Raw genomic sequence first — 13,709 nt, forward strand, 5'->3', positions numbered from 1 at the left:
TATTCATTTCAGAAATAGACAGATGACTACTGGTAATCCCGTTCGCCAAAAATCAGGCTGCCGATCCGCACCATCGTACTTCCTTCCTCCATGGCCAGTTGGTAATCGCCGGACATGCCCATGGAGATCTCTTTGAAGTGGTCCGCATCCGCAAAGAACTCCTGTTTCAGGGTATCGAAGATCGTTTTCAGGCGACGGAATTCCGTGCGGACCTGCTGCTCATCGTCGGTAAAGGTGGCCATACCCATCACTCCAACGATACGAATATTTTCCATCGCCCGGTAGCGGTCGGATTGGAGGAGTTCTCGGGCTTCCGCCAGGGTTAGGCCGTATTTGGTATCCTCTTCGGCGATCTTGAACTGCAGCAGGCAGTCGACCCGCCGCTCGTCGTTACCGGCACGTTTGTTGATCTCCTTCAGCACTTTGGCACTATCCACGGAATGGATGAGGTGAACGAAAGGCGTGATGTATTTGACCTTATTGGTCTGCAAATGTCCGATAAAATGCCAACGGATATCCGCGGGCAGTTCCTCCTGCTTATCGGTGATCTCCTGGACTTTATTTTCTCCGAAGTCACGTTGCCCAGCATCGTAGATCCGGCGGATCGTGGAAGCGGGATGGGTCTTGGATACGGCTACCAGTTGGGTCTGGTGAGCGGCTAATTCCTGTAGTATTTTTTCAAGCATGATGGATTAGGACTTTTGCGGTCTGCAAAGTAAGGAAAGATGTGGGCAATCTGCAAATGTGGGAGGGGGCGGAGGTGTGAGGTGTCAGGGGGCAGGTGTCAGGGGTGAGGTGCGAGGGGGCTTTTTTTAGCTTATTCTTAATACGCCTTAACCTTTCCTTTAGAAATTTGGCCGGATTCCCTGCGTTTAATAGACAACCGAACGGGATGATCCGCCTCCAAAAAACCAAAGAAAACTAGAAATCAAAACCCTTATCCTTACTACAACACCTATTCCTGAGTGGATCATCCCTTCCTTAAAAACCTGTTTAGACCCAAAAGTCAACCCGTAGAGCCACTATCCCTCATCACTGAAAACCGAAAGTCATGATTAACTATCAATTCGAAAAGAACGCCCGCCGCAACCGAATCAAAGCCTTGTTTTTCACTATTGCTTTTCATGCCATTCTACTGGGTGGTATCTTCATGACGGGAGATGCCGGGATCGAGGAATACATTCCCGACGTGGTGCAGGAGTGGATCGGAATGGATTCGCAGGATGAAGCGGTAGCCAAACTGCCGGAAGATAAGCAGGTGATCCGGCCTTAGTTGGCGGCAGCACCTCAGGCCGGTCCTTTGAGCTGGGCGCCGACCACCAGCGCTGCGATGATGCCCGCCGAAACCCCCGCATTCAAAGATTCCGCTCCGCCTTTCGGGTGGCGCGGAATTGCTATATAGTTGGTAATAAAATCCTTTACATTTTCTGAGATACCCTGGCCTTCATTGCCGATGACGATCAACCCCCTCGACGGCAGCCGGGCCTGGTAGATATTCTGCCCCTCCATACTGGCTCCCAGGATGGGCATCTCTTTCAGATCCGCTGTGAAATCCGATAACTCCAGTTCGGCAAATTTTACCCGGAGGATGGCGCCCATGGAGGCCTGCACCACCTTAGGATTGAATACCTCCACACAGCCCGGAGAACCACAGACCCATTCCAGTCCGAACCAGTCGGCAATGCGCAAGATCGTACCCATATTGCCGGGGTCCTGGATATTGTCGAGGTAGAAGGTCCAGTGGGTGTGCAGCCAGCTGATGTCAAAAACGGGGTGGGGGAGCTGTACCGTGGCCAGTACCTGATTGGGAGTAGTGAGCGTGGAGATCTGGCTGAGTTCGGCGGGAGTGACCGTAAAGACATTTTCCGGCGGAAGTTGTTGTATTTTGGGATTGGCGGAGAGCCATTCCTCCAAAGCGTAGAGGCCGCTTATCGGATGATCCGGTGCGTCCAGTAATTCCCGGGTCATTTTATCGCCTTCCAAAATGAAATTATCATACTTTTGCCTGAACTTCTTCCGGTGTAGCGATTTTAAATACTTGATCTTATTTTTTGAGATATTCATAGTTGGATTACCGTACGCATGCTAAAGTCCGCAAAATACGTATTTCAGGGCATTATCTGTTTGTTGTTGCTTTCTGCCTGCAACAGCACCAAGTTCCTGCAAGAGGACCAGTATCTGCTGCGGAGCAATACCATCAAGCTCAAGAACGAAGAAAAGATCGAGAATAAACGCATTCTCCAGGATGAGTTGCCCGGTTTCTACCGGCAGCGTAAGAACAGTAATTTCCTCTTCTTTTTTCCCCGCGAGTGGTTTTATTTTAAAACTTCCGATCCGGGAGACACCACCAAGCTGGACCGTTTCATCCGTCGCGTGATCGCCGAACCGCCGGCTATTTACAGCGAACAACTAGCCGATGAGACCGCCAGTAATATGGAGCGGTATCTACGCCAGAAAGGCTTCCTCGATGCCGATGTGCTGGTGGAAGATGATATCAACCGGAAACGGACCAAGGCCAACGTCACTTACTACGTATATCCCAACCGGCCTTTCCTGATCGACAGCGTATTTTTCTCCAGTGAAGATCCGATCATTGACAGTATGTTGCAACGGGTGAAGGAGGAGTCCCACTTTCAGCCCGGAAACCAACTGGACCTGGGGTTGTACGAACAGGAAAAGCAACGGGTGACCGCTTTTCTGCGCAATAACGGCTACGCTTATTACTACGGTAATTATTTCGATCAGGTGGAAGTCGATACGCTCGACCAGGATCATAAGGGGAAAGTTTATTTCAACGTATTGAATCCTTTTGGCGACAGTACCCACCAGCGCTATCGCATCGGCGAAGTGACCATCCTGCCGGATTACGATCCCATCTCCACGGATTCGGTTTTTGCCATAGATACGATCATCGACGGCTATCGGTTTCTACTGGAAAAGAACGCTTTTGACGTGCGTCCGCAAACGCTGATCAAAACGATGTTTTTGCGCCCCGGTGACCTGTCGAGCGAGCAAAACTACCAGCGTACCGGCCGGCAGCTTTCCGCGCTGGGTATGTACCGGTTCTGGCGCATCAAACCCGAACCGGACCCGGATGAGCCGGGTATCCTGAACTACAGGGTAGAACTGACGCCCAACTACAAGATGGAACTGGGGGCCGATTTTGAAGTCAACTACACCAACCGGAGTACGTCCGGTGCGGGTAACCTCATCGGTTTTGCCATCAACCCCAGTTTTCGGAACCGCAATCTACTGGGTGGCGGAGAGACGCTGCTGACGAACTTCTCCACCGGGGTGGAAATGAACTTCAGTGATCGCAGCCGCTTCTGGAATACGGTGGATCTGCGACTGCAGACCGAACTGTTTTTTCCCCGTTTCCGGGATTATCTCGGCTTCTGGAGTTTGTACAATGCCCAGCCGATCAATAAAAAACGCCGGGCGGAAGAGGACAGTTTCTACGCGCAGCTGCGGGAGAACGCCGCAACCCGTCTGTCGCTGAGTTATAACTACCTGCTGATCATCGACTGGTACAAATACAATCTGTTCAACGCCAGCTACGGCTACGATCTGCAGCGTACGCCCACCAAGCGCTACCTGCTCAACCACGTGGGCGTGGACCTGCTCATCCCGCAGACGCAACCGCAGTTCGATACCCTGCTGGCGGATAATCCCTTCCTCCGGAACAGTTTCGGGCAGCAGTTATTCGTGAGTCTGCTGTTCCGGGATTTTAACTACGTCTACAACGGCCGGCCGAACCGCTTCAATGAATCCAACTATTTCAGTTTTTCTCTGGAAATGGCCGGGGCGGAACTGTGGGCGGCGAACAATATCTACAACGGACTCGCCAACCGCAACGACATCTGGCGCTTGTCGGACACGATCAATTTTTCCCAGTACGCCCGTCTGGAAATGGACTTCCGATACTATAAACAGAATACCAGTAAACGCAGTATTGCGTCCCGCTTCAATTTCGGCATTGCGCGGCCTTTCGGGTTTACCACCGATGTGCCCTACGTGAAGCAGTTCTTTGTGGGTGGGCCCAACAGTATCCGGGCCTGGGCGCCGCGTGGACTGGGGCCGGGCGGTTATCAGGATCCCAACGCTCTGGACCGGGAAAACAACTTCCGTCTTTACCAGACCGGTGACCTCAAACTGGAATTTAATCTCGAATACCGTTTTGAGATCCTCTGGCAGATGAAGGGCGCTCTTTTCCTGGATGCCGGCAACATCTGGACCATCCGGGAGGACCCCGCCCGCTGTGGCTCTCAGTTCCTGTTCAGCGGAACGGAGCGGGCGGACGGTTGTTTCAATGACCCATTTTATAAACAGATCGCCGTGGGTGGCGGCTTCGGATTGCGTTTTGACTTTTCCTACTTTATCTTTCGCCTCGATATGGGCGTGAAGTTGCGCAATTCATATCCTAATTTTCGGGATGAATCCGGCAATGCGCTGGAGCGTGCCTACTGGGAGTCTTTCCGCAGCTTTGGATTATCCAGGGTTGCTTTCAACTTTGGGCTGGGTTATCCGTTTTAAGTTTATATGAAAATGTGTTGATGTATTCATGGGTTGAAGCGTTACGCCGGTTTCCGGCTGCCTATCATCCAGTTTTTCCCTCTGAAAAGCCACTTCTGCCCCGTGGAACATCGCTACCTCAATATAAGGACATGAACTATTGGGATATTTTTGTCAACGGTTATCGCGGCTACGCCGGCTATCTTTGGCACGAGATCACGCATCCGGCCTGGAATAACTATTTCTACTGGCTGATATTGGTATCGGCCTTCTTTTTCGGGATCGAATTACTGGCACCCTGGCGGCGCGATCAGCCGAAGTTTCGCAAGGATTTCTGGCTGGATTTCTTCTACATGTTCTTCAACTTCTTTTTATTCTCCCTGATCATCTACAATGCCGCTTCCGAAGTGGTGGTCAACTTCTTCAACCAGATCATCAAAGGCATTTCCGGATTTGACCTGCAGGCGAACAACCCCATGCGGCTGTGGCCGATGTGGGCCATCCTGCTGGTCGGCTTTGTCGTCCGGGATTTCGTACAATGGTGGGTCCACCGTTTGCTGCATTCTTCCCATCGTCTGTGGGAATTCCATAAGGTACACCATTCCGTAGAGCAGATGGGCTTCGCGGCTCACCTGCGTTACCACTGGATGGAGACGGTCGTGTACCGTTCCATCGAATATATTCCGCTGGCTCTGCTGGGCATCGGGCTGTACGATTTCTTTATCATCCATATTTTTACCCTGGCCATCGGCCATTACAACCACTCCAATATCACCGTACCGGGCCGGGTAACCGGAGGAATACTCGGCGGTCTGATCGGTATCGTTATTGCAATTGGCGCTTTTGATGTAAATTTGCTGACGGAACCTACCTTAATGACCCGGTTGCTGACGATAGCCGGCGCTACCCTGGTCGGCGCACTTGCGCTGGGACCTATTATGAAAAAACTATTCAATAGTCCGGAAATGCACATCTGGCACCATTCGTACGAATTGCCCGAGAGCCATCCGAACGGGATCAATTTCGGCATCTCCCTGGCCATCTGGGATTATATATTCGGAACGGCCCACGTGCCGCACAACGGCCGGGATATTCAGCTGGGATTTCCCGGGGTGGAGGAATTTCCCGAGGATTTCGTGCATCAGAATTTGCACGGATTCGGTAAGAAAGCCTGAGGCCGGACTGACCGGCCCCGCCTGTATTCCGGGGAACCTTAAAGTCCCAGATTGAGACAATGAGCGCGCTGAGAAGGGCGGGATCACTGACTTTCAGTGGCTTTTGAATGGTTAAAAAATCTCTTTTTAAAAACTCGACAAAAGATAAGCTAGGCTGGAGCAAGAATACGTTACCAAGGTCTACACTGACGTCAATCCGGTTGGGTCCTGACGGCAACCTCAGTCAGGATGCAACCGCTGCGCGTCGGGCATAAAACCCGTTTTCCAAATTGAGCAATCAAGTTAATCTTATGTTCCAATCCGCATCTACCAAACTCGTTCTGCTGTTCATCATGCTACCGATCTTTACGTTTGCCCAGCAGGAGCAGGATTCCACTTTAGTCAAAAGCGAAAAATACCGCATCAAGGCCCACGATCTCATTATCGGCAACCACCTGATCGAGGGTAGTGACGAAAGGTTTGAAGGGGCTCCCTTTTATTTTCTCGAACTGGGTTACGCCCGTTCGGTATCCTCCTACAACGGTGAGCATTCCTTAGGGACCACCGTCATGTCCATCACCCAGTCTTTTGCCATCAATCGGGAATTCGTCACGGCTACCCGTGTGGGTATGTCCGTACGGGGCTGGCTCGCCTCCATGGGGCTTTACCTCAATTACTACACGGATTTTGAATACGGTAATCTAAAGATCGCTCCGGAGTTCGGCATGGGTTTTCCCAACTTCAAAGCGGTGATGGGATTCAATATCCCTACCGTCTACAATAAGGATTTCGACTCCGTGCAGCACGGTATGTATCAGTTTACCGTCAATTTCAATCTGCCACTGGCTAAGAAGCGATTTGACTATGAGGAGCAGATGGCGCCTTAGCCTCGGCTGTATCGCGGCATTCGGTCCGTACGAAATAATAGACCACCAGGGGTGAAAAGATCAGGTAAGCGGCGATCAGGTAATTCAGATAGGGAACGATCGAGCTCATGCCGAACCAATCCTGCTGCCACCATATTAGTGCCAGCCCAAGACCGGACCGGACTAGTTCGGTAGCCAGGGCGTAGGGCGACTTGTCCATCAGAGTGGTAAAGCTGAATACGGATACGAACAAAAAGATACCGTAGAGCAGGATCGCGATAAAACTCAGATCACCGATGCGATTGAACAGGTACAGCATCAGTACGAAGGTGATCGCCAGCTGGGTCCAGGACCACACCAGCAACTGCGAGGAAAGGCGGGTATCGTATTTCTGGTAGGCGTAGACATCCTCCACGCCGGTAATCGGGAAGCGGTCGGCCACATCCGCCGGACGCCAGCCCGTGGGCATGAACCAGAGCCGGATCTTATCCCACCAATTACGGGTGTACCAGGCATCCCGGGCCAGCAGGGCCAGGTGTTGAAAATTGATCAGGAAGGGATTCCAGGTCTTCACCGGCCGTTTGACACCGTAGACCGGCGGAATATCCTCCCGCTCTTCCTGGAAGGTACCGAACCACTTATCCCAGAAAATAAAGATCGCAGCGTAATTCTTATCCAGGTATTGCTGGTTGATGGCGTGGTGTACGCGGTGGTGGGAAGGGGTGACCAGGATGTGTTCCAGCCAGCCCATTTTGTCGATCAGCTTGGTATGGTACCAGAACTGGGCAAACAAATGAATGGGTGCGACTACCGCGATCACTTCCGTCGGGACTCCCAGCAGGGCCGCGGGCAGCAGCAGGAAATTGAAGTAGGAAAAGATATTGGAAATAGACTGGCGCAGCGCGCAGGCCAGGTTGAATTCCTCACTACTGTGGTGAATGATGTGCCGGTTCCACAAAAAGTTGATCTCGTGACTCCAGCGGTGGACCCAGTAGCTGGACAGATCCATCGCCAGAAAGGCGATAACGTACAGCAGCCAGCCGGATTTGATCTCCGTGAGCGCCACCTTGTCCACCAACCATCCGTAGCTGAGGATCACAATAGTAAGTCCTAAAACGTCCTTTATCACATTGGTAAAACCGGAACTCAGACTGGAGATCGTATCGACTCCGCGGTTGACTTCCACCCGCATCCAGCGGGCGGCAATTTCTTCCACCAGCATTAACAATATGAAAAAAGGGATAGCGTAATTCAGTACCTGAGCGTATGTTTCCATAATTTTTTCAAGGATATAGTACAAAAATAATAATTTATCTGTTTCCGGAATTAAAGTTAACTTTAGGGCCTATTAGCTATAGGTATTTTGGAACATTAGACATACCGGACTCCGGATAGTATAGAAGTCAAGACAACATTAGAAGTAGGTATATTGGAACTTTAGGAAATTAGGATGTTTGGAAATTGGGAGCGTAAGGATCCTAAAATTACGTTATTTTCCCTTTGCACCTCCGGACTTCCCAAAACCCTCGTTATCCATCATCAAGACAATTATCTCACTTGACTCAATAATTCATTATGACTAATCGCTTACTAGTTCTCGCATTTTTACTGGTCGGCACCTTTACCATAGCTACCGCACAGGAAAAGGTCAACGACGAGATCAACGACATTATCCGCAAGCACGGTCTGGACCAAAGCCAGGCCATGGAGATTGCCGGCTGGATCACCGATGTGTACGGGCCGCGTCTGACCGGTTCACCCATGTTGGACAAAGCTACCGACTGGGCCGTTAAGACCCTGAAAGAATGGGGCATGGACAATGTACATCTGGAGCAGTGGGGACCATTCGGTCGCGGCTGGCAGATGAACCACTTTGAAATGCACGCCACCGATCCGAGCTACTGGCCGATCATTGCCTACCCGAAGGCCTGGTCACCATCTGTGAAGGGCGAAGGCGAAGTGATCTACCTGCAGGCCAACGACGAAGCGGATCTTGCTGCCTATAAAGGCAAATTGAAAGGCAAATTCGTACTGTTCGATACGCTGCGCAATGTTGATGAGTGGTTTGAAGCACCCGCTTTCCGTCACGATTCCGAAAGCCTGCTGAACCTGGCCAACGCGCCCGAGCCTACCCCTCGTCCCCGCCGCAACTTCCGTCGTCTGGGAGGTTTTAACTTCAATCAGATGCTCTGGGAATTCATCGCCGAAGAAGGGCCGATCGCCGTACTGGATCGCAGCTACAAGGGCGACCTGGGTACCGTATTCGTATCCGGCGCACGTACCGCTGAGGGCCGGGGTCAAACGGTGGACAATAAGGTAGTGCCTCAGTTCACACTGGCCGTAGAGCATTACAACCGCATTTTCCGCAACCTGCAGCGCGGTATTCCGGTGAAACTCAGCGTAGAGCTGGATGCCGAATACACCAATGAAGACGAAATGGAACACAACATCATCGCCGAGATCCCCGGAACGGATCTGAAGGACGAAGTGGTGATGTTTGGCGCGCATTTCGATAGCTGGCATACCGGCACGGGCGCTACGGACAACGGCGCCGGCTCCACCGTAATGATGGAAGCGGCACGTATCCTGATGGAAACGTTCAAGGAGAGTGGCGAAAAACCACGCCGTACGCTTCGTTTGGCTCTGTGGACGGGTGAAGAACAGGGACTGCTCGGTTCTCGCGCCTACGCCAAAGACCACTTTGCCGAGTTTCCGCCCGACAGCTATACGCCGCAAAGTCTGAAGCCGGACCAGGAGAAGATCTCCGCTTACTACAACCTGGATAATGGTACCGGTAAAGTACGGGGAGTCTACCTGCAGGGTAACGAAAAAGTAGCTCCGATCTTCCGCAGCTGGCTGCAGCCGTTCAAGGATCTGGAAGCCGGAACTTTGTCCATGTCCAATACCGGTGGTACGGATCACCTGGCGTTCGATGCCGTTGGCATCCCCGGATTCCAGTTCATTCAGGACCCTATGGCCTATTTCAACCGCACCCACCACTCCAATATGGATAATCTGGATCACCTGGTAGAAGCGGATCTGTCGCAGGCTGCTACCATCATCGCTTCCTTCATCTACCACACCGCCATGCGGGATGAGATGATGCCGCGCAAACCGTTTGAGGTCGAAGACGAAGACGCTGCCGACGGTTCCGGAGGGAAATAATTTGATCGAGTAGTTCGATCCGTCCTTACGGAATAAAAAAAACGCTAAGAATGCATAGCAGTAGGAAAAAGCTGCCCGCGTTCTTAGCGTTTTTTTATTGCTCCTTTTTGGAGATGCGCTTAAAGCGCCTACTCTTTATCTTTCTCCTTTTCCTTGTCAAATGGCAATTGCACCTCTTCTCCCCAAAGGTATTTATTGAACCACTGCCAGTTGTGCCAGGCGGCGGCCAGTCTTTCCTTTGGTTTGGAAATGCCGTGACCAAATCCCTTATACACCACCAGCTTGGCCGGCACGCCCACATCCCGCAGACCCTGCAGGAGCTCATAGGCATTGGCGATGGGGACCCGTTGGTCGAACTCTCCGTGCTGGATTAGGGTAGGGGTGGAGGCCTGGTTGATGTTAGTCATGGGAGAGGTCTTTTTGTAGATCTCCTCATCTTCCCAGGGCGTGGCCTTCAGGTATTGCCGGGTAAACGGATGAATATCGGTATTGACATAGTAGGTCATCCAATTGGAGATACCCGCGCCGACGGAAATGGCTTTGAAGCGATTCGTATTGGTGGTCAGGAAGGCGGAGATATAACCGCCCTGGCTCCAGCCCATAGCGCCCATACGCGTGGTGTCGATCAGCCCCTGATCCGCCAGGTGATCTACGCCGGAGAGAACATCCCAGGCGTCACCTACTCCGAGGTTCTGGACATTCAGTGAGCGGAAAGCCTCGCCGTAGCCGGCGGATCCCCGGTAGTTGGGGCGCAGCACGAGCGCTCCCTTATCCAGCCAGTGCAGGATCGGATAGAGGCTGCTGGGTACGGGGCGGGGCCGGTCGATACCCGTCGGGCCACCGTGGATCACCACCAATAATGGATATTTTTTGTTGGGATCGTAATCCTGCGGTTTGTGAAGAATGCCTTCAATGGTAGCGCTGTCTTTACTTTTCCAGGAGATCACCTCGCTTTGGGCCACCTTCCAGTCGGCGATCTGCTCCGTGAAATTGGTGATGGCGCGGGGGCGGTAATTCGCCGTCTCCGTCCAGTAGATCTCGTTGAGGTCTTCCCCTGATTCGGCATTGAAAGCTATCTTATCGCCCTTTTCGGTGACGGAAAATCCGTAGATCAGTCGCGGGTTATCGCCCAGCAGCGTGACCTTGCCGGTATTCGGGTCGATGCGATAGAGAAAGCGTTTGGTCTTTTGCCAGGCGGCACCGATGATGCCCGTTTCCGTCCAGTTGAGGCTGCCGATCTCCTCGTCGAAGTCCGTGGCCAGCGGGATGGCCCGTCCGCCACCGACCGGTATTTTGAAGATGTTTCCGTTCAGATAGTAATTGGAGGTGCGGTTATCGAGACTGGATTCGTAGAGGATAAACTTGCCGTCCGGCGACCAGTCTGCAAAGAAATCCGCACTCGGGTTTTCCACGAGCGGAGTAACCGTCCCGGACTCCACATCCAGGATCGAAATGTCGCTGTCGAAAAAGGAATTGATCAGCGGATCCGGTTGGTGATTGATCACGATCTTATCCCCGGAGGGAGACCACTTGAACCCACGGATGGTATAATCCACGCTATCGATGAGCGCTTCGACCTTCGGCCATTCCAGGCATTTCCAGGCCTGGGCCGTGCTATCCTTGGTGTCGTAGCAGGGCAGGTCGGTGGGCAGGGGCATATCCGGTTTGAAATCTACCGTGTACAGCCAGGAGCGGCGGAATTCCTGGTCGTCCACTTCGTAGGCTCCAAAACGCTCTTTACGGTCTTTCTGACTTTTGGCCTCGGGTTCCGACAGGCTGATGGCGAAGCGTTGGCCATCCGGCGACCAGTCGAAACTTTCAATATTGCGATCGGAATTGGTCATGGCGCGGGCCTCGCCGCCATTCGGACTGATCACATGGATCTGATTGTGTTCGCCGCTTTTGCGCAGAAAAGCGATCCATTGACCGTCCGGCGACCACTGCGGATTAAAGCTACCACCGTCGGTATTGTTCGTCAGCTGAAAGGGCTGCCCACCGTTTTTGGACAACCAGATCTCGGTATCGTAGCGGTTTTTGGACCAGTTGGTCCGTCCGGAAGTAAAGGCAACGTGTTGGCCGTCCGGAGAGATCGCCACGCTGCCGGCGGAGCGCAGGGCGATAATTTCTTCAAAGCCGGGCAACCGACTATCGTCCTGGGCAACCATTGGGCCGGACGCTAAAAACAGGCAGAGGATGGTAAACAATCTGGAATTCATTCGTTCGATTTTTGGTTATGGTGTTTCTCCCACGAGCAGGTCAACTTCGGGATCTATTTCAATGCGCTCGATGGTACCTTTAAATTTGATGGTCTGGCTCTCTTCTTTTTTCCGAACATCGACAGTGATCGTCTCACTGTTACCGTCGACTCCGTAGAGGTCGATCTTCAGCGGGAATTCAAACGCGGCCCCTTCCTGGGTCTGCCGGATGCGCAGTTCGTGTTTATTGCGCTTGCTGCCGGGAGTTAGCTGTACTTCTAGTATAGGCAGTCCGGGACGGTAGAGCCACTGCTCGAAGAAGGTATCGAGGTCTTGCCCTCCGGCTTTTTCCATAATGCGTTGCAGATCTTCGCTCAGCGCATTACCGTTGCGGTAAGTGGTGTAATACTCACGAATGCCGCGCCAAAAGGCGTCGTCTCCAATCTTGCGGCGCAGCATGTGCAGTACCCAGCCGCCCTTCTGGTAGGAGTTGGTATTGAGCAGATCGTTGTAATCCGTAATGCGGGTATCGATGATGGGACTGTCACTGGAAGCGGCAAAGTTGATGATCTGATCGCGGTCTTCCCGCCGCATTTCCCGGGCCGCTTCTGCGCTGTGCTCGTATTCGAAGTAAAGGATCGTAAAATAGGTAGCAAAACCTTCACTCAGCCAGACGTGGTGCCAGTTCCCTTCGGAAGCTGAGTTCCCAAACCACTGGTGAGCGATCTCGTGGGTGATGAGCGACTCCTGTTCTTTCCGGCCGTTCACGGAGTTTTCGTAATAAAAAATATTACTGGCGTTTTCCATGCCGCCGTAGCGGGTCTTGGATTGAACGTTGGCGAGTTTGGAATAGGAGTACGGTCCGACCCGTTCGATAAAGAAGGGCAAGACGTCCAGCGCCTGACCGTAATCGAAAAATCCGGCCTGCCGATTTTCCGGATATACCCAGCTGGTGATGGGAATGCCCATGACCGCTCCGGCCCGTTGTACGGCAAAATCCGCCGCTCCGATAACCATCACCTTCGTGGGTAAGGGAACATCCTCCCGCCAGTGGGTCAGTTTCAGACCGTTCAGCAGATTGGTCTCTTCTACCTGCACGCCATTGCCGATCACCTGGTAGTGCTCCGGGGCGGTGACGATAAATTCCACACTGGCTTTGTCGGACGGGTGGTCCACACTCGGCAGCCAGTGATGCGCCCGGTTGGGCCAGTTATCACCAAAGAAAGTGCGGTGGCCGAATTTGTTGGCATCGATGATCAGCCCGTCCGCCGGAATACCGCGGTAGCTGACCGAGAAATTATGCTCGCTGTCTCGTTCCGGTGCTGTGGGAAGCTGAATGGTAAGTTTTTCCCCGCTTTGCTCAAAAGAAAGCGATTGCTCCCCGAGACGGACCTGCTCCACTTTCATGCCGGTCTCTTCGGTTTCCCGGTAGGCGACTAAATCGAGGTCAAAAGAAGCAAGTGGCTGTAAAAACTTGATCGTAATCTCTGCTTTTCCGCGGATCTCATCGGTCGCATCCGAGAGGGCCAGCTGGAATTGGTAATGTTGTACATCGATCTGATCCAGTCTGGGTATCTGGTTTTGGGCGAAAGCGGACAGGATACCGGAGAAAAGAAAAAGTACGAACCAACAGGGTCTGGGTAAGGATCGCTTCATAAGGAAAATATGATAATTAGGATGGTTTGCAGAAGGGGCGTTCTATTAGCCGTAAGTTATCAGTCATTGGAAAAAAAACCTAATACGGCCGGTATAAACTTTAGACAACTTCGCTAAAAAATAAATCCCGAACTCCGGTTTACCGGAATTCGAGATTTTAT

General features: G+C 52.4%; 10 protein-coding genes. 5 read left to right on the forward strand and 5 right to left on the reverse strand.

What is annotated here, in order from left to right:
• Positions 1-26: 26 nt before the first annotated feature.
• Positions 27-686 (reverse strand): YggS family pyridoxal phosphate-dependent enzyme, encoded by a 660-nt coding sequence (locus CRP01_RS04350; RefSeq protein WP_099148782.1) that lies wholly within the window; start codon positions 684-686, stop codon positions 27-29.
• Between the two features lie 365 nt (positions 687-1,051).
• On the opposite strand from CRP01_RS04350, the gene CRP01_RS04355 reads away from it, so the two are divergent.
• A complete protein-coding gene (locus tag CRP01_RS04355; protein WP_099148783.1) occupies positions 1,052-1,273 on the forward strand; it encodes a hypothetical protein in 222 nt (73 codons plus the stop codon).
• A gap of 14 nt (positions 1,274-1,287) precedes the next feature.
• On the opposite strand, the gene CRP01_RS04360 is transcribed toward CRP01_RS04355, so the two are convergent.
• Positions 1,288-2,064, reverse strand: coding sequence for a TrmH family RNA methyltransferase (locus CRP01_RS04360; RefSeq protein WP_099148784.1), 777 nt, complete (start codon positions 2,062-2,064; stop codon positions 1,288-1,290).
• 18 nt (positions 2,065-2,082) lie between these two features.
• Here CRP01_RS04360 and tamL point away from each other — a divergent pair, with 18 nt between their 5' ends.
• From tamL to CRP01_RS04375, 3 genes are all read left to right on the forward strand, one after another.
• Complete coding sequence (tamL, locus tag CRP01_RS04365; protein WP_099148785.1) at positions 2,083-4,533, forward strand: translocation and assembly module lipoprotein TamL; 2,451 nt, start codon at positions 2,083-2,085, stop codon at positions 4,531-4,533.
• 131 nt (positions 4,534-4,664) lie between these two features.
• On the forward strand, positions 4,665-5,687 hold the full coding sequence (locus CRP01_RS04370) for a sterol desaturase family protein (RefSeq protein WP_099148786.1): 1,023 nt from the start codon (positions 4,665-4,667) through the stop codon (positions 5,685-5,687).
• A gap of 290 nt (positions 5,688-5,977) precedes the next feature.
• Positions 5,978-6,553 carry a hypothetical protein gene (locus tag CRP01_RS04375; protein ID WP_099148787.1) on the forward strand — a complete coding sequence of 192 codons (576 nt, stop codon included), beginning with the start codon at positions 5,978-5,980 and terminating at the stop codon, positions 6,551-6,553.
• Here the strand turns inward: CRP01_RS04375 and CRP01_RS04380 are convergent.
• Complete coding sequence (locus CRP01_RS04380; RefSeq protein ID WP_099148788.1) at positions 6,513-7,808, reverse strand: sterol desaturase family protein; 1,296 nt, start codon at positions 7,806-7,808, stop codon at positions 6,513-6,515. The genes CRP01_RS04375 and CRP01_RS04380 overlap by 41 nt on opposite strands.
• A 299-nt stretch (positions 7,809-8,107) precedes the next feature.
• Here CRP01_RS04380 and CRP01_RS04385 point away from each other — a divergent pair, with 299 nt between their 5' ends.
• Positions 8,108-9,697, forward strand: coding sequence for a M20/M25/M40 family metallo-hydrolase (locus tag CRP01_RS04385; RefSeq protein WP_099148789.1), 1,590 nt, complete (start codon positions 8,108-8,110; stop codon positions 9,695-9,697).
• A gap of 128 nt (positions 9,698-9,825) precedes the next feature.
• Here the strand turns inward: CRP01_RS04385 and CRP01_RS04390 are convergent, their stop codons facing one another.
• Together CRP01_RS04390 and CRP01_RS04395 are read right to left on the reverse strand one after the other, a co-directional pair.
• On the reverse strand, positions 9,826-11,913 hold the full coding sequence (locus CRP01_RS04390) for a S9 family peptidase (RefSeq protein WP_099148790.1): 2,088 nt from the start codon (positions 11,911-11,913) through the stop codon (positions 9,826-9,828).
• A gap of 15 nt (positions 11,914-11,928) precedes the next feature.
• Positions 11,929-13,548, reverse strand: coding sequence for a M1 family metallopeptidase (locus CRP01_RS04395; RefSeq protein WP_099148791.1), 1,620 nt, complete (start codon positions 13,546-13,548; stop codon positions 11,929-11,931).
• Between the last annotated feature and the right edge of the window lie 161 nt (positions 13,549-13,709).

Source organism: Flavilitoribacter nigricans DSM 23189 = NBRC 102662, from assembly GCF_002646595.1.
GTDB classification, from domain to species: domain Bacteria; phylum Bacteroidota; class Bacteroidia; order Chitinophagales; family Saprospiraceae; genus Flavilitoribacter; species Flavilitoribacter nigricans.